Origin of the sequence: Candidatus Methanomassiliicoccus intestinalis Issoire-Mx1, from assembly GCF_000404225.1 — an archaeon.
Taxonomy (GTDB): Archaea; Thermoplasmatota; Thermoplasmata; order Methanomassiliicoccales; family Methanomassiliicoccaceae; genus Methanomassiliicoccus_A; species Methanomassiliicoccus_A intestinalis.
Map to the genome: position 1 here is coordinate 380462 of NC_021353.1, position 15735 is coordinate 396196.

The following is a 15735-nucleotide window of genomic DNA, read 5'->3' on the forward strand; positions in this document are numbered from 1 at the left end:
CCGTCAGCATTTTTGAAGTCCGTAAAATTGGGATAACTGCATCTTCATGTATCGTGATTTTTGCTAAAAGTTCGTATGATTGATCGATATTTTGATAGATCTGGTCGCGTCTAAATCAAACGCGGCCTGATTTTTAAAAGTGTTTATTAATCTTGAAGATTCATCAGTTCTTAATCTAAATCATGATACTCTCTTTCATAAAAATTATGTCTTCTGTCTTCATAGAATGATCCTCTAAAACCGAATGGTCCAGAACCTCCATGGCGCATTCTTATAAGCCTATCAAAATCTTCAGGTCCTATCCTCTCGCGTGCGTTTTCCATCCACATTTTCATCTCATCATGATCATCATCGCCAATTTTTGATTCAATTGATTCAATGATTCGGTCAAGATAATTTTCAAAAGTCCTTAGTTCTTCTTCACTCAGGCAGCTGAACATATCGCTGTAGTCAACATCTGTTTGTTGGGCATTTTCACCTTTCTCGGTAAGACGTACAAGAAGAACCCGTTTGTCATCTTCGCATGGTATGCGTTTGATATACTCTTTTTTCTCTAGTTTGTTTAACAGTTCATTTAGTGACTGTTGTCGTATTCCTAGCAGGTATGCTAAATCTTTAGTGCTGATTTCTGGCTTCATCTTAAGTATAGCAAGCACACGTCCTTGCCCCCGGCTTGTATCAGCAAACGGACCATACTCAGCATGAGCGAATATCTGCTGCTTATGTAAACTCCATTGCAGACGAGTTAATTTTTCATAAACTTCTAAATATATATTTTCCATTTTGTAGCCTCCATAGTTTCATATTTTTATTATCTTCTAAAATTTTGTTTAATTTGCACAATCTTGTCCATATTGTTTTGCCTCATTGCAACTAGTGTTTTTATGAGATTGATTACCTTCAATCCAACTTCTGTTTGTAAGTTCAAACGAACTCCTATATTCTTACAGGTACCTTATTAAACAGGTACCTTATAAACTTTTCCTACAGGTACATGTATATTGTCGTTTATCGGTTTATTTTGCAATTTAACTGCTGGTTTATTCTCATACAAAAAGATAAATTTGCTATGCTGATGACATTTCTAGCCTAATATGAATCTTAATTCTCTTAGACCATATGTTCATATGAGTTATTTGATTCAAATATTGGTAGTAAAATTACAACAAAACTTGACTAAACTAACTATGTGGGTTTAAAATGGCCAAATTTTGTCATTTTAAACAAATTTAATGTTTATCTATGAATTCAGTAAGATGTAATTCCGTCATCAACTAACCAATTACACGTAAAAATAAGAATTGTCAAATCAAAAAGGAAGCTTATTCTATTAAGCTTCCCTTGAGGTTCTAATTTAATTGGACTTTTCAAGTTCTTCTTCCATCTCTAGAAGTTCTTTCCAAGTTTGAAGAGTTTCCTGTGCTTCCTCTTCGTCCATCGTTTCGATGGCAAATCCGGCATGCACGACTACCCAGTCTCCAACGTGCCCTTCAATTAAAGAGACATTGACTTTTTTGAGCACTCCTCCAAAGTCAACATCTGCTTGAGGACCCTCAATGGAAACTATCTGTCCTGGTACAGCTAAACACATGATCACACCTCATGACATAAGCTTGATAATGGCTTCAGCAGGCTGTCCGTCACAGTCTTTTAATGCTTGAACGGCTGCTTCTCGGGAAGCACCAGTCTGATCCATGATGAGCTGAATATCTTCTTCGGGAATTACCTCTTCAGCAGGTGCAGCCGACTGAGACGCTCCTCTCGCCCTGATCTCTGTATCGCCCATCACCTGATATGTTTTTTGTCCCTTTACATCCATCATTGTGACGGATGCATTTGTTATTACATACTCTTCCGTCTTGGTACGGATTATGACTTCATCCACATCAGTGATGTCTTTGGTTTTAATTCCCGCTTGTCTCATGGCGCGTTCGATCTGGCGGGGGTTTACTCCTCTCATCATAATGCTTTTTGTGATGTTGCTTAAATAGTTAAATCTTGCGAGAAAAAATGCAGTGTTTTTAACTCTGAGGTAAAATTGTAGACAATTATCTCAAAACAGTTGCGAATCTGATGCATACAGCTTTGCATTTAATACTTAACTGGGGTATGAAAGAGGCAAAACCCCGCCATTTTAGAGATGGTAGGGTTATTGAAAGTGTTTTAGAAGAAGTTTGGATTAGCTTACGAACGGATTGAAGCACATCAAAGTCTTTTCAGTGAGTTCATAATCTCCCAGTCAGTAACATACGTCCTGTAACTGTCCCAATCATCATTTTTGATCTTGAGATAGTGGCAGAATATGTGGCTTCCCAGGGTCTCTTTCATCAAGTCACTCTTAGACATGATCTCAAGAGCATCTCCAAGATTTGCCGGCAGTGAAGTGATTCCGTTCTGTATACGTTCCTCCGGGGACATATGAAAAATATCTCTCTCCATCGGTCCAGGCGGTTCAATCTTATTCTCAATGCCATCTAGTCCGGCGGCGAGCATTACTGCGAATTGCAGGTATGGGTTCCCGGCTGGATCTGGATTGCGTATTTCAACGCGCGTCTTCATTCCTCTGCCCGCAGGAACTCTGATGAGAGCGCTGCGATTCATGTTTGCCCAGGATATGTAGCAGGGGGCTTCGTATCCCGGTACTAAGCGTTTATAGGAGTTGACTTGTGAGTTTAGGATAGCACTCATCTCCGGAGCGTGAGCCAGAAGACCACCGAGATAGTAGTATGCTTCTTTGCTCAGACCAAACTTGTCGCTCGGATCGTCGAACAAGTTTTTATCCTCGGACGCAAGGCTTTGATGCACGTGCATTCCAGATCCGTTACACCCGAACATGGGCTTAGGCATAAAACTAGCGTAGAAACCGTGCTGTTTTGCGATGGTTTTCACTGCTAGTTTAAAAGTCATAATCCTGTCGGCGACCGTCAGAGCTTTGTTATATCTCATGCCGATCTCATGCTGTCCAGGAGCAACTTCATGGTGAGATGCTTCAGTATCGAAGCCTATCTCATCAAGTTTCAGTGTGATTTCTTTACGGACTTCTTCACCTCTGTCTAGTTCCAACAGATCGAAGTATCCCGCGGCATCAGATGGTTTGGTGATAGGCTCTCCATTTGCATCCAGGTTGAATAAGAAGAACTCAAACTCTGGCCCTACAAAATATTCCAGGCCTTTGGCGTTGGCTTTTTCGACCATTTTTTCGAGTACCCATCTCGGGTCGCCTTTGAACCTGTTTCCGCAGTGGTCATAAATCTGACACAGCAGACGTGCTGTTTTCATATTGGTGCCATGAGTCCAAGGATAAATTTGGAAAGAAGACGGTATCGGCTGGGCCCTCATATCAGATTCATCAATCGTAGCGTAACCTAGGATTGAGGATCCATCGATGAAAATCCCTTCAGCTAATGCCCTTTCCAATTTTGAAGATGGAATAGCGACAGACTTCACCGTTCCAAGGATGTCGGAGAATTGCATCTCGATGAATTTGACGCCTTTTTCTTCGACTTCCTTTAAGACGGTCTCTCTTGCCTCACTCTCGTCTTTAGGCATAATCCATCGTATGACTATCTTATTTATATTATTTTCGGTGGAATCTGATCAAATAGCTAATTTTCCATATATTATTGGACAAACATCTAATTATGATTTTAAGTCAACGACATTTGTATGATTTTTGTTGCTTTCTCAACTGCTATGTCAGCCCCGCATCCGCCAGAAGCTCCGCCTGATGCAAAGTTTGGTTTTCCTCCTCCTCTGCCTCCGTCTTCAGCCAGCACTTCATTGAGAATTTTGACGCAGTCGATGTCTATGTCAGATCCACAGGCTATTGTCAGCGAATATCGTTCAATGCCGGAACCGATTATGCAGATGCATTTTTCTTTGACGGCCAAGTTGACATAATCAGTACATATTTTCTTATCCATCTCTGGAAAGGCTCCTGCATATACAGGAATTCCGCCGATGTCTATCGGCTGGATTGACTTAAGGGAGCTGTCCATATATCTCTTTAATGCTGCATCTGCCTGTTCTTTAGAGATTTTCAAGTTCTCCACACTGCTGATAACATTTCCTTTCTGTGCTCCTGTCAGTGTTACAAGTTTCATGAACTGGGCAGATCTTTCAGCTGCTTCCTGCTTAGCTGCATTTCCTATCATAAATTCAATTTCCCAGTCTCCTTCTGGTTTTGCAGAATTTATCTTTGAAATTATGAGAAAATCCACTTCGGAAGTGGATTTTACATGGATTCCTGAACATGCGGAGGCATCCACATTTCCTATCCTGACAACTCTGACCTCATCATCTGTGATTCTTTCTCTCTTTATCCTGATCTCATCCAGCTGAGGGTCTTCTTTTGATACGATCTGCTCTGTAATCTCCAGATCATCTTCAATCCATCCGAGGACCTGTTCCTGTGCTTTCAGAGCCATATCCCAGTCGACATCGCCTCTGACAATCAGATATTTTTTATCTTCGGAAATTGAGATTTTGACAAGCTCCAGTTCCTCATTCAGGCGCTTGAGCGAGGAAAACAACATATGTTCTCCTGTATGCCCTTTCATCAGCTCGTAGCGTCTTTTCCAGGCGATCTTCCCTTTAACCTCATCCCCCTCTCTGAGCATATGTCCTGGCACTTTGTGTATTATCTTGCCATTTTCCTTTACAACTTCTTTCACTTTGAGGTCGTTTATTGAACCCTTATCATGCTCCTGGCCACCTCCGCCTGGGTAAAACAGCGTCTGGTCAAGGACGATCTCATCCTCTCTGGATTCTGTAACTTTAGCAGAAAATTCCACGGCGTACGGTTCACGATGATAAAGTTCAGTTTTCATTATTTGTCTTAATTTCTAGCTAAGATATATACTTCCTGATCTAAGCAAACTCATATAGCCGATAGACAATTGTCTAGTCAATTCAGGAAGGACGATGAAAATGCTAGATGAATTGGATTCTAGAATAATAGAAGAACTCTGCATCTCCAGCCAGGGTTCTTACCGTCAAATTGCTAAGCGTCTCGGGGTACACCCTACTACTCTGATTCAAAGAATAAAGACCATGGAGGATGCGGGAATAATCTGCGGATACCGCGCCACTATTGATTATCTCAAGCTCGGCTACGAATTCATGGCGCTTGTCCATGTTTATGTCGAAGGCGATGTTCTTGATGTTCAGGGAAAAATCAAGGCAATGGATAATGTACTGGCGATCTTCGATGTCACAGGAGAATGTGATTCTATCATCTGGGTTGCCTGCAAAGATAGAGATGAATTTTCAGACATGGTGAAAAGGATAGTTGCAATACACGGTGTTAAGAAAACCAATACATACGTGATTTTGAATCTTATCAAAGATCCCAATCAATTCATTCCTAGGGTTCCGCATATCGAGTCTGTTCCTACGGAAGAGGAATGACGACCGAATGATTTATGAAACCAATCACTATAGACAGGGCATCATTTCCATGAGGAAAAAATCATGATGAGAACACACACTTGCGGAGAACTCAGGTCGAGCGACATCGGAAAAGATGTTACTATTGCGGGCTGGATCCGTTTCTCAAGAGATCATGGCGGCGTTTTATTCTTCGACGTTGCTGATACATATGGCATTACTCAAGCAGTTTACGATCCTGAATCCATAACAGCAGATGGCTATGCTGAGCTGGGAGACATCCTCAAGACTTTCAGCAGAGAGTCTGTAATTAAAGTCGTAGGGACGGTTAGAAACCGTGTTCCGGGAACTGAAGACTGTAGGAACAATACTGGAGAAGTAGAGGTTCTGATTAAGACTGCTGAACTGCTGAATTCCTCAAAGCCTCTGCCGTTTGAAGTTGCTGAGCAAAAAGGTTCAATGCTTCCCTCAGAAGATCTGAGGCTTAAGTATCGTTATCTGGATCTCAGAAGGCATGTGATGGCTGAGAATCTGCGTTTCCGCCACAGTGTGGTCACTTCATTAAGAACAGCATTGAACTCTCGTGGTTTTACTGAAATTGAAACACCTATGCTGGTACGCAGCACTCCAGAAGGTGCTAGGGACTTCATAGTGCCTTCTCGTACCTCCCCTGGAGATTTCTATGCCCTTCCGCAGTCGCCTCAGATGTACAAGCAGATGCTGATGGTCGGCGGCATGGATCGCTATTTCCAGCTGGCCCGCTGCTTCAGGGATGAAGATTCCCGTTCAGACAGGCAGCCTGAGTTCACACAGATCGATATGGAAATGTCCTTTGTTGATATGTCTGATATTCAGGAGACAATCGAGTTCATGCTTTCCGAGATGTGGAAGAATGTTTACGGTGAAGAGCTGAAAACTCCCTTCCCGCGCGTGAGCTTCTATGATGCCATGCACAAGTACGGTACCGATGCTCCTGATATCCGCTACGGTCTGGAACTCCATGATGTTACTGAAATTGTCAGGAACGCCAACTATGAAATTTTCAAGAGGATCCTTTCCAAAAATGGAAAGGTCGAATGCGTCAACGTTAAAGCCGAGTATACAAAAGGCGGCTCTGAGGAGGGCGGTGTCGGACGCAACGAAGTCGACCGTCTGATTGAATGGGCCAAGTCTCAGGGAATGGGCGGCCTCACCTGGATGAGAATGACTCCAGAGGGTCTGCAGAGCAACATTGTCAAGTACTTCTCTGATGACGTCAAAGACGCCTTGGTTGCCGAGATGGATGCCAAAGACGGAGATCTTCTGCTTTACTTGGCAGGATCTGAGATCGCCGCTTTGAAAGCCGGCGGGGAGCTGCGCCGCAAGCTTGCTGCTGATTTAGGCCTTCTGGAAGGAAAGCCTCATCAGTTTGTGTGGCTTGTCGACTGTCCTCTGTTCCAGAAAGATTCCGCTACCGGCCAGATCGAGGCATTCCACCACATGTTCGTATGTCCTGAAAACATGGATCTTTCCGGCGAGATTACAGACATCAGGGGTCTTAGTTATGATTTAGTCCTCGATGGATCTGAAATAGGCTCCGGTTCGATGAGATGTCATGATCCTGAAGTCCAGCACAGAATTCTGGAAATGATCGGCATGTCTGAAGAGAAGATTCAGGACGAGTTCGGGTTCTTCATCGAGGCTCTCAGTTTCGGTGCTCCTCCGCACGGAGGAATTGCTCTCGGAGTTGACCGTTTGATTTCTCTGCTGCTCGGATGCGAGTCCATCAGAGATGTCATTGCATTCCCGAAGAACAAGAAGTTCCAGTCTCTTGTTGATGGAGCTCCCGCAAGCGTAGAAGAAGAAAAGCTCTCAGAACTGCAGCTTCTGTCTCTCGCCGGCGAAGACTTCGACGATTCAGACTTCGAGGAATAAAACTTCATACTGCATAGGTTTAGAGCCTATGCAGCACTTATTTTTTTTAAATTTCAATATACGGGATGTATTTTTCAAGATCTGGAAGGAAAGATATGCCGGAATTAATGAAAAATAAGTATTATAATCACAATTCACTTTATGAACTAGCTTCTCGTATTGAAGCCGTTTATACAGATGTCTCAATCCCTAATCCTTTTTGAATAAATTTTGTAATGTACGGCATATTCTCTTCTGTAACAGAAAACAAGAATGCCATGGATCTGCATTTTTGATACAGTTTATCATCAATTGTAAATGTATAACCCATCAAGCACCTCTGATTGCAGACGCTTGCATCTGACAATCTTTTGCAATCATTGCCCCGTTTCATGTCTTTTTTCATATTGTCTGGTAAATCAGCACATAGATCATCACAAGAAAAAGGCTTAGGCGGTGTAATCCTTATCTTTAATCCAGTCTTTCTGCAGACAAATGCTGCAACTGTTTTCTTTGTAGAGCTTGATTTGTAAGTAACTGAATAACCGCTTGCCCCTTCTTTTATTTCACGCAGGCAGTTTCCTTGCAGAAGCATATTATCGATCTTTACGGCAAAAGGTGTTTCTGCTTCGCTTATGTTATTTATAAAATTATCAAATGGTATTTCTTTCATAGTCTTCTTGATAACTAATACTTACTAAGTTTATCTTACTATCTGATCTTTTTTTCAATTTCATTTATGATGCCATTTATGATGCCATTTATAGTGCCATCATGATCCAGACTTTCTGTAAATGGAAAGATCGCTCTGATAAAATTGTCTGAAATGTCAAAGATGCTTTGGTCATATGTGTGAAGAATACGGCTCATGCCAGATCCGAGTTGTTCTACAAGATCAACATCTTTGAAAACACGCATTAACTCGCGATTGCGGGGCATACTGCTGCAGCTGAAAAAAAAATCTTCTTCACTCCAACATGGAAACACTAGTCAATTCTGATTTGAATGCACCTTTGTTGCTTTTATAATCCGGCAGCTACCAGCTTATAGATTCATGCCTTTTCATTCAACTGCTTAATGCACCTTTCAACGAACTTCATAGTCTGCTGTGTGATCTCTGCAGTTTCTTCAGGAGAATAACCCTCCATCAGACATCTTTTGACAACGGCGTCCATCGGCTCTCCTATTTCGATGATATGATGATCAGGATCATAGATGCGTACAACTCTCTGTTTCCAGTCGTGAGTCTTCATCCGGTGAACATATTCTATTGGATATTCTTCTAATTTATTAATGAATGAATCAAGATCATCAGTTTCAAAATAAAGTTCCATGTTGTTTGATTTTTCAGATACCTCTTCAGAAGAAATATCAATTAGCCAGGCAAAGTCTTCTTGTATGGCAAATCCTCCGCTGAATGTTACATTCTTGCCGTAATCACAGACTACGCGCTGATCAAATATTTCTTTATAGAACTTTTTAGAGACTTCGATATCTTTCACGGCCAACAGGGGCAACACAAATTTCATAAAATCACAAATTAATATGTAAAAAGAAATCAACACTCCCTTCAGAGAAGGAAGTGCAGTTTTATCAGAGTCTGCTTTCCAGCTCCTTCTTGGCTTTTTCAGCAATCTCCTGCGATGAGAATTTTCCCTTGGTCTCTTTCATCACTCTGCCGATGATGAAGTTTGCTGCTTTCGGATTGGTTCTGTAATCTTCAACTACTTCAGGATGTTCATCGGCAATCTGCGTTATCAGGCTGTCAACGTCAACATCCACATCATCTGTAGATGAGATCTCTTTGCCTTTTGATAGAGCTTCAATGCGCAGCTTGGCATCACTGTCAGTGATCTTCCCTTCAGCGGCTTCAATGACAATCTGCAGCAGTGTTTCATGCAGTTCATCAGACATCTTTTCCTGCAGGCCTTTCCATCTTGACGACAGAGCGCCTAAGCACCAGCTCGCAGCCTTTTCTGCGCCTATCTTAGCAGCTAATTCTTCAAAAATATCTGCTAGATCCCAGGAGGTAGCCACTAACTGCTTGGCAGTAGAGAACTGCATGCCGTATTCTTTCTCAAAGCGCTTGGCTCTGATCAGCGGTGTCTCAGGCACCTTCAGCGCAGCGGCCATTTCCGTGATCGTGTAAGTTCCAAGATCAGGCTCGCCGATGTAGCCGTAGTCCTCTTCAAATTCTTTCTCTCTGCCAGGAGTAGTAACACCGCGTTCTTCATCGAAATGTCTGGTCTCGCGCACGATCTTCTTCTTGGCAGCAAGCATCTTGGTCTGGCGTATGACCTCGAACTTGAGGCCGCGTTCCACATTCTTCACGCCGGTGATGTTTTTAATTTCCACTCTTTCAACACCAACAGAAATGTTGGCATCGACTCTCATCGTCTGTTCCTGTCCCGAGACTCCTATCAGCTGTCTCAATTCATTCATCAAAGTAGTAAGGAACTCTCTTGCCTCAGCAGGTGAGCTCATATCCGGCGCAGTCACAATCTCCACCAGGGGTATGCCGGAACGATCGTAGTCGATGAGAGCCAGCTCAGAGCCGGATTTACCGACACGTTTTATCCTTCCCGGGTCCTCTTCGATATGTACTCTGTTGATGTGAATTTCCTTGCCGCCTACAACAAACACGCCGTCTGTTCCTACTGGAGATTCATACTGAGTAGTCTGGAAGTTTTTCGGCAGATCCGGATAGAAATACGTCTTTCTGGAGAACCAGATCCTGTCTGTTATGGTGCATCCCATGAATTTAGCGATCAATATCCCCATTTCCAAGGCTTTGCGGTTGAGAGAAGGCTTGGAGCCGGGGAATCCCAGGCACACCGGACATATTGAACCGTTGGGGCCGTTCTCGCTTCCCGTAGGACAAGAGCAGAACAACTTGCTTTTGGTAGGCAGCTGCACATGAACTTCCAGTCCGATCTTCATTGTACCGCCTCCGGGAACTTATATTCAAAATTTGACTCCCAGTTTTCTGCAAATTCAACTAAGCTTCCTTCATTCCACTGCGCAGCCACAGCCTGCAGTCCTACTGGTAGACTGTCATGATATCCGCAGGGAACTGACACATGCGGCATTCCCGTGAGGTTCGGCGGCACTGTCAGGAAGTCAGCCTGATATATTTCAAGAGGCGCCATGGAGGCAATCTCGTCAAAACGCTTGGGGATGAAAGGCATCGTAGGGCTGACAACCGCATCGCATTCCTCGAACACTTTGTTATATTCTCGTATAATCAGCTGCCTGACCTGCAGAGCCTTCATGTAATATTTGTTTCTAAATCCAACCATTCTTGAGAATGTTCCCAGAAGCACCCTTCTCTTGGCCTCATCACCGAACTCCTCGGATCTTGGTTTGGAAAAGAACTCGTTGAAACTTTTGTCAAAATCTTCATTCATTACACCGAATCTCATTCCACAGTATCTTGCTAGATTTGTGGATGCTTCGGATGTTGCCAGGATGTAATATGCAGGGATCGCGTACTTCAGAGAAGGCATGCTGATTCTGCGGACTTTTATTCCCATATCTTCCAGCTGCTTCAATGCATTCTCAAAGCAGGACATAACCTCTGCGCTGATGTTCTGCGTCAGCTCTGAAGGTACTGCCACCTCTGCAACCTTTCCGTTCATATCCAACGAAGGCTGCGTGCATGAGGTCGGGTCCCTCTCATCCTTTCCTGAGATTACAGGCAGAAACCTTCTGACATCTTTAGCTGTTCGAGAAAGAATGCCTACTTTATCCAAGGAGTTGCCGTAGTCGATGAGACCATATCTTGAAACTCTACCGTATGTAGGTGTGAAGCCCACAACGCCGCAGAATGAGGCGGGACAGGAGATTGAACCTCCAGTGCTGACTCCTAATGCTACATGGCCGGGAATGATGCAGGCCGCAGCCGCAGCTCCTCCTGAAGATCCGCCGCAGCTTCTCTGAGGATCAAAAGGATTCTTGGGAATGCCATATGCAGAATTGACGCTGAAAGTTCCAAAACCGAACTCATCCATGTTGGTTTTGCCGATCAGCAGGCCTCCAGCTTCCCTCATTTTCCTGACAGGCGTGGCATCAAAGGGAGGTCTGTACCCCTCAAGAATTCTGCTGCCTGCCCTGGCCTGAAATTCTGTAGAGCATAAGTTGTCTTTAGCTGAAAAATGAAACTTGCAGCCGTCTAACTCTACTTTATCCAAACGGTCGGCGAACACTTCGTGTTTGTCAGCGGCTTCTATGAACTTTTCCAGGCTCATATTACTCTCGGCCCCCTGACTCTGTCATCTACAGTGTGCATCAAGTCTCTGAGGATTGCAGGATCAATATCCAGGCGAGGTTCATCGTCTCTGAGGATATTCTCTACATTGACAGGATTAAAGTCAAAACTGTCACATTCTGGAGCCTCGTCAAGAATTGAAAACGCCTCCAGAATCTCTTCCAGATCCTCTGAGTATCTCTTCAGCTCTTCTTCTGTGAGATTTATCCTGGCTACTTTAGCCACCCTCTCCACGGTCTTGGGATCTATTGCCATTAATGATACCTCATGAAACTTCGCACTGGACGTGCTGCCTTTTTCGAGAACACATGATTCCTAATATATTTGTACTATGCCTTGTCGGGTCTTAAAGTAAACATGTAGCATCAAATCTGCAGTTTCGCGGTCTTAATTGTATAAAATCTGTACTGCGCGCATCATTTAGATGCCATCGTGTTTACATCGGAAGGTGTTTTGTTTTTCTTATTTGTGTTTACTGATTATTTTTCATTTTGGTTCTTTTCTAGACATTCTATCATTCTTGTCATCAGGGGAATCAGCTTTTCCATTATGTACAAAATTCTCATTATCTGTCTTACAATTCTGAAACAAAGGAAAAGTGCGTCTCCTCTGCCGCTGAGATGGTATCTTCTTACGAATTCATCTATTTCTGGCAGCATGTCTGTTGGTACATTCGACTTAACCGGGCTTTTTCTCTGACATTTTCTTGTCATAACCAACTGACCAATGCAATAATAAATCAATGCTAATGAGCTGCTATACGGTATACATAGGGTTACAGTATAGCATAGATTGCAGTTGGATGCGCCTTTTGTTTTCTGCAATAATTTGGCGACATAGTATTAACCACCTTTATGACTAAACTACATTCGATAATCATGCCATGTGGTCAGAATTCAAAAGGATGCAGCAGTCCAGACGGAAAATGCAGCATTCCCAAAACAAATGATGGAAGCTGCGAAAGCAGAGAACGTGCTGATAAGGCAGTCGAAGATATGAAAAACTGCATGGGTGGGTATGTGCCCTGTGCTTTAGACCATATCAGGCAGTATCATCCCGATTTAGCAGTGACTATCAAGGAAATGGATAAAGTTCTGATGGAAGACGGGGCTCTGGACCGCAAGACAAAGAGGCTGATTGCTTTAGCCTGTGTGGCGGTCCGCATGTGTGAGGACTGCATTTATCCTCAGGCACGCGTTGCTGCCAACTATGGTGCAACCAGCGAGGAAATCATTGAAGCGATGCATGTCGCCGTTGTCGTTGGCGGAGTTCCCTCCTGGTCAATGGCAAAAAGAGGCCTGACTCAGATTCTGGAAGAACTCAAAAACGAAGAGGCCGAAAAATCAGAATGAAATCTCTTTATATGTTCATATAAATAAATGTTGCTGTCCGCAGCGGCATTTTTTCTTCCTTTTATACATAAAGTTTATTTCCAAGTCAATTTATTGGCACTTTAACGTGATAACTTATGGCGGAAGAAGTTGATAAACTCATAAAGCAGGCTAATCAGCTGATGGAGAAAGAGGAGTTCGCAAAAGCTATGTCTAAATTTGACAAAGCTGCTAAAACAGAACCCTCTAATGCTGAAGCATGGTTCGGAAAAGCGGAGGCAGCCATCCTGGTCCCTAAAGCTAAGCTTGAGGACATTCTGGAAGCCTACAACAAAGCTGCAGAGCTGGATCCGAAGAATCCAGTGTACCAGAGCAGCATGGGTTCCTTCTGCATCGACGCCGGTATGTTCGATGAGGCAGAGGCAGCTTATTCCAAGGCCGCAGAGATTGATCCAGACAACGCTCCTTATTATTATTCAGAATATGCAGTCGAGATGTTCAAGAGAGCTCCGATTGTATTGGAAGACACAATGGATGACGCCACTGAGGAAATGATTATGAAAAAATCCCTCAGGTTCTTGCTTAAATCCATCGGTCTTGAAGAGAACGATGCTCTGGAACTTTTACAGAGAAAGTAAGCTTACAGCAGACCAAGTCTGCTCAAACCTTCTATAACTCCAGTCCCGTACCTTTCTCTGCAGACATAGTCTGCAGAGTTGCAGGCTTCATCGGAACCGTTGGCAACGGCTATCCCGTAACCGCATTCTTTCAGCATTTCTTTGTCATTGTCCGAATCGCCGAATGCTGCAATCTCGCTCATTTTTATGTTTAACAGTTCAGCAGCTTTTCTTACTCCGACTGCTTTATTCTGTCCTTTGTTTAGAAGATGAATGGCAAAGCCTGTTTCTTCTATTTTGATATCAAAATCTTTCAGCGCCGCCTTTACTTTTTCAATATTCATGCAGTTATCTAATGAGACTGCGCTCAATCTCCACTGATCTGAAAATAATCTGGTCACAGACATCTGCGATTCCAGGCATGCCAAGGCCTTTTTCGGCTGCTCTGAACTGAAAAGCTGATAATTCTTCTTTTTGTAACTGACAACTCCGCCGTTTTCTGCAATTACCGGCCCTCTGAGACCGATGTAGTTTGAAACGGCATAAGCTACCGGGACCACATTTCCAGAGGCTATGCAGACATGAATTCCCTTAGCCTGCACTTTTCTCAGCGCCATGATGACATCAACATCAATCAGCTTGGTCTTTGTCGGTAATGGTTCCGTCTATGTCGGTGACAACGGCCTTTATCTCAGTCTCTGGAATCATTTACTGACGTATGTTAAGCTGAAGATTTCATAGTTTTGATTGTTTTTGTTTGAAGATGATTTTTCAGCGAGCCTTCATTTTAGATCTTTACCCGCATAGCGGTACAGCACGCGGTGCACGTCACAGCAGTCTTTCTTAAGAATTCCCAGGGACACCAGCTTGCTGATGTCGTTCCTTGCAGTGTTCATCGACACCTGATACCTGCTGGATAACGAATAAACTGATATCAGCTCGTTGGAGCGCATCATGTCCGACACAATCGCTTTCTGACGTATATTCAGGTCCAGCCCGGCAATCCCATCAACTGCTGCCGTCTGCTCTTCCAGCTTTCTATTGAGATAGCCGATGAACGTCTCTAACGCTTCACTAAGCATGTTCAGATTGTAGCTGATGAAATATGTGATGTCATTGCCGTCTGTTTCTGAAAGCAGGTATGCCCTGTCGTACTTTCCGCGGTGATCCTTTATTGATTTAGACAGCGAAAGATACTCCATAATCCTGTATCCCTTTTTCATCGTATACCAATAGAATAGAGCACGCGAAACACGCCCGTTTCCGTCTTGGAAAGGGTGTATGTATGCAAGGGCAAAATGAATGATGATTCCTTTGACAATTGGGTGGATGAACGGCTCGTCTTCATTTACAAATTTACAGAGGGCTTTGATCATAGGCGATATTCTGCTGTGTTCGACCGGTTCGTAAAAAGTCTCTCCAGTCAGAGCATCCGCCACTATGATGCTGTCATCGTTTCTGAATTTCCCGATATACTCATTTTCAAGGGTTTCTGCAGTTATGATTCTATGAATGCTCTTAATCAATTCTGATGAAAGAGGCTCGTCAGTCTGAGTCTTGATGAATTTCATTGCATTGTAGTTGTTCAAAATCATCTGCTCTGACTTATTTTTCGGATGCTTGTTTTCAAGTAGCATCGTTTTAGCGACTTTTGTTGTTGTAGCAGCACCTTCAATCTGACTGGATGCAATGGATTCTTCCATGACTGAACTGACAGAATAAACCGCACGTCTTTTTTCATCCACCAGATCTAACGGTGCAAAATTTGAAGATGATCTGACATCAATCTTTTGAAGCTCGCAGAGAAATCTTTCTGGAAGATTGTATTTTATGCTTAAACCTGCAAGATCAATTTTCCGGACGGTGTTCTCTCTTGACAGTTTCATCGCTGCCCAGATCAATTGCGGATCTATCCTGCCCGTGTCCCGGTATCTGATGTCATCCCAGTGAAGGTACTCTTCATTGAACTTCTGTGCATATCTGATGACTTCATCAGACAGCAGGGAAAGTTTGCCGTTCTTGGATGAAAGAGCGTCTTTGACATCTGGGGGAATGCAGGGCATCCTCATGCATGTAAAATGTGTTTCAGCTATTATAATCTTACCAATAATCTAGAAATTAGTAAGTTATTGGTAAGTAACACTTCAAAGAACTATTGTCAGTATCCTGTCGTATTCACCAAACATTTCACAGAAGTTATAAAAAGTAAGAATGCACTAAGGAACGATGTAGGAGTTAC

General features: G+C 43.3%; 18 protein-coding genes. 4 read left to right on the forward strand and 14 right to left on the reverse strand.

Annotated features, from left to right (window positions below):
- Positions 1 to 170: 170 nt before the first annotated feature.
- From H729_RS01815 to H729_RS01835, 5 genes are all read right to left on the reverse strand, one after another.
- Positions 171 to 782: a MarR family winged helix-turn-helix transcriptional regulator gene (locus H729_RS01815; RefSeq protein ID WP_020448293.1), complete on the reverse strand. Its 612-nt coding sequence runs from the start codon at positions 780 to 782 to the stop codon at positions 171 to 173.
- Between the two features lie 572 nt (positions 783 to 1354).
- Entirely contained in the window at positions 1355 to 1591 is a 237-nt protein-coding gene (locus tag H729_RS01820) for a HypC/HybG/HupF family hydrogenase formation chaperone (RefSeq protein WP_020448294.1), read from the reverse strand.
- Positions 1592 to 1600: 9 nt separating this feature from the next.
- Complete coding sequence (locus H729_RS01825; protein WP_048133807.1) at positions 1601 to 1963, reverse strand: nascent polypeptide-associated complex protein; 363 nt, start codon at positions 1961 to 1963, stop codon at positions 1601 to 1603.
- Between the two features lie 242 nt (positions 1964 to 2205).
- The gene (locus tag H729_RS01830) at positions 2206 to 3549 is read right to left on the reverse strand and encodes a glutamine synthetase family protein (protein ID WP_020448296.1); all 1344 of its coding nucleotides are present in this window, start codon (positions 3547 to 3549) and stop codon (positions 2206 to 2208) included.
- Positions 3550 to 3647: 98 nt separating this feature from the next.
- Positions 3648 to 4829, reverse strand: coding sequence for a serine-tRNA(Ala) deacylase AlaX (locus H729_RS01835; RefSeq protein ID WP_020448297.1), 1182 nt, complete (start codon positions 4827 to 4829; stop codon positions 3648 to 3650).
- A gap of 94 nt (positions 4830 to 4923) precedes the next feature.
- On the opposite strand from H729_RS01835, the gene H729_RS01840 reads away from it, so the two are divergent.
- Together H729_RS01840 and aspS are read left to right on the forward strand one after the other, a co-directional pair.
- Positions 4924 to 5409 carry an Lrp/AsnC family transcriptional regulator gene (locus tag H729_RS01840; RefSeq protein ID WP_020448298.1) on the forward strand — a complete coding sequence of 162 codons (486 nt, stop codon included), beginning with the start codon at positions 4924 to 4926 and terminating at the stop codon, positions 5407 to 5409.
- A gap of 63 nt (positions 5410 to 5472) precedes the next feature.
- On the forward strand, positions 5473 to 7302 hold the full coding sequence (aspS, locus tag H729_RS01845; protein ID WP_020448299.1) for an aspartate--tRNA ligase: 1830 nt from the start codon (positions 5473 to 5475) through the stop codon (positions 7300 to 7302).
- A 169-nt stretch (positions 7303 to 7471) separates the two neighbouring features.
- Here aspS and H729_RS01850 read toward each other — a convergent pair whose 3' ends face one another.
- The 7 genes from H729_RS01850 to H729_RS01880 form a co-directional block, all read right to left on the reverse strand.
- Positions 7472 to 7954: a hypothetical protein gene (locus H729_RS01850; protein WP_020448300.1), complete on the reverse strand. Its 483-nt coding sequence runs from the start codon at positions 7952 to 7954 to the stop codon at positions 7472 to 7474.
- A gap of 38 nt (positions 7955 to 7992) precedes the next feature.
- Positions 7993 to 8220, reverse strand: coding sequence for a putative DNA binding domain-containing protein (locus tag H729_RS09620; protein WP_197736781.1), 228 nt, complete (start codon positions 8218 to 8220; stop codon positions 7993 to 7995).
- A 113-nt stretch (positions 8221 to 8333) separates the two neighbouring features.
- Positions 8334 to 8810 (reverse strand): glyoxalase/bleomycin resistance/dioxygenase family protein, encoded by a 477-nt coding sequence (locus tag H729_RS01860; protein ID WP_048134228.1) that lies wholly within the window; start codon positions 8808 to 8810, stop codon positions 8334 to 8336.
- Positions 8811 to 8874: 64 nt separating this feature from the next.
- A complete protein-coding gene (gene gatB, locus H729_RS01865; protein WP_020448303.1) occupies positions 8875 to 10221 on the reverse strand; it encodes an Asp-tRNA(Asn)/Glu-tRNA(Gln) amidotransferase subunit GatB in 1347 nt (448 codons plus the stop codon).
- The gene (locus H729_RS01870) at positions 10218 to 11528 is read right to left on the reverse strand and encodes an amidase family protein (RefSeq protein WP_020448304.1); all 1311 of its coding nucleotides are present in this window, start codon (positions 11526 to 11528) and stop codon (positions 10218 to 10220) included. The genes gatB and H729_RS01870 overlap by 4 nt, the downstream gene beginning before the upstream one ends.
- Positions 11525 to 11803 (reverse strand): Asp-tRNA(Asn)/Glu-tRNA(Gln) amidotransferase subunit GatC, encoded by a 279-nt coding sequence (locus H729_RS01875; RefSeq protein WP_020448305.1) that lies wholly within the window; start codon positions 11801 to 11803, stop codon positions 11525 to 11527. The genes H729_RS01870 and H729_RS01875 overlap by 4 nt, the downstream gene beginning before the upstream one ends.
- 224 nt (positions 11804 to 12027) lie before the next feature.
- Positions 12028 to 12261, reverse strand: coding sequence for a hypothetical protein (locus tag H729_RS01880; protein WP_020448306.1), 234 nt, complete (start codon positions 12259 to 12261; stop codon positions 12028 to 12030).
- Between the two features lie 141 nt (positions 12262 to 12402).
- On the opposite strand from H729_RS01880, the gene H729_RS01885 reads away from it, so the two are divergent.
- Positions 12403 to 12900, forward strand: coding sequence for a carboxymuconolactone decarboxylase family protein (locus tag H729_RS01885; RefSeq protein WP_236608646.1), 498 nt, complete (start codon positions 12403 to 12405; stop codon positions 12898 to 12900).
- Between the two features lie 116 nt (positions 12901 to 13016).
- Positions 13017 to 13517: a tetratricopeptide repeat protein gene (locus H729_RS01890; RefSeq protein WP_020448308.1), complete on the forward strand. Its 501-nt coding sequence runs from the start codon at positions 13017 to 13019 to the stop codon at positions 13515 to 13517.
- A 2-nt stretch (positions 13518 to 13519) separates the two neighbouring features.
- On the opposite strand, the gene H729_RS01895 is transcribed toward H729_RS01890, so the two are convergent.
- Both H729_RS01895 and H729_RS01900 read right to left on the reverse strand, forming a co-directional pair.
- Positions 13520 to 14134: a phosphoglycolate phosphatase gene (locus H729_RS01895; RefSeq protein WP_335324215.1), complete on the reverse strand. Its 615-nt coding sequence runs from the start codon at positions 14132 to 14134 to the stop codon at positions 13520 to 13522.
- A 144-nt stretch (positions 14135 to 14278) separates the two neighbouring features.
- Positions 14279 to 15559, reverse strand: a complete 1281-nt coding sequence (locus H729_RS01900; protein WP_172618645.1) for a Fic family protein — start codon at positions 15557 to 15559, stop codon at positions 14279 to 14281.
- Between the last annotated feature and the right edge of the window lie 176 nt (positions 15560 to 15735).

Bases quoted from the DNA above. Each gene is read 5' to 3' on its own strand.
- H729_RS01815 (WP_020448293.1), bottom strand. From the start codon at position 782: ATGGAAAATATATATTTAGAAGTTTATGAAAAATTAACTCGTCTGCAA.
- H729_RS01820 (WP_020448294.1), bottom strand. From the start codon at position 1,591: ATGTGTTTAGCTGTACCAGGACAGATAGTTTCCATTGAGGGTCCTCAA.
- H729_RS01825 (WP_048133807.1), bottom strand. From the start codon at position 1,963: ATGATGAGAGGAGTAAACCCCCGCCAGATCGAACGCGCCATGAGACAA.
- H729_RS01830 (WP_020448296.1), bottom strand. From the start codon at position 3,549: ATGCCTAAAGACGAGAGTGAGGCAAGAGAGACCGTCTTAAAGGAAGTC.
- H729_RS01835 (WP_020448297.1), bottom strand. From the start codon at position 4,829: ATGAAAACTGAACTTTATCATCGTGAACCGTACGCCGTGGAATTTTCT.
- H729_RS01840 (WP_020448298.1), top strand. From the start codon at position 4,924: ATGAAAATGCTAGATGAATTGGATTCTAGAATAATAGAAGAACTCTGC.
- aspS (WP_020448299.1), top strand. From the start codon at position 5,473: ATGATGAGAACACACACTTGCGGAGAACTCAGGTCGAGCGACATCGGA.
- H729_RS01850 (WP_020448300.1), bottom strand. From the start codon at position 7,954: ATGAAAGAAATACCATTTGATAATTTTATAAATAACATAAGCGAAGCA.
- H729_RS09620 (WP_197736781.1), bottom strand. From the start codon at position 8,220: ATGCCCCGCAATCGCGAGTTAATGCGTGTTTTCAAAGATGTTGATCTT.
- H729_RS01860 (WP_048134228.1), bottom strand. From the start codon at position 8,810: ATGAAATTTGTGTTGCCCCTGTTGGCCGTGAAAGATATCGAAGTCTCT.
- gatB (WP_020448303.1), bottom strand. From the start codon at position 10,221: ATGAAGATCGGACTGGAAGTTCATGTGCAGCTGCCTACCAAAAGCAAG.
- H729_RS01870 (WP_020448304.1), bottom strand. From the start codon at position 11,528: ATGAGCCTGGAAAAGTTCATAGAAGCCGCTGACAAACACGAAGTGTTC.
- H729_RS01875 (WP_020448305.1), bottom strand. From the start codon at position 11,803: ATGGCAATAGATCCCAAGACCGTGGAGAGGGTGGCTAAAGTAGCCAGG.
- H729_RS01880 (WP_020448306.1), bottom strand. From the start codon at position 12,261: ATGACAAGAAAATGTCAGAGAAAAAGCCCGGTTAAGTCGAATGTACCA.
- H729_RS01885 (WP_236608646.1), top strand. From the start codon at position 12,403: ATGACTAAACTACATTCGATAATCATGCCATGTGGTCAGAATTCAAAA.
- H729_RS01890 (WP_020448308.1), top strand. From the start codon at position 13,017: ATGGCGGAAGAAGTTGATAAACTCATAAAGCAGGCTAATCAGCTGATG.
- H729_RS01900 (WP_172618645.1), bottom strand. From the start codon at position 15,559: ATGCCCTGCATTCCCCCAGATGTCAAAGACGCTCTTTCATCCAAGAAC.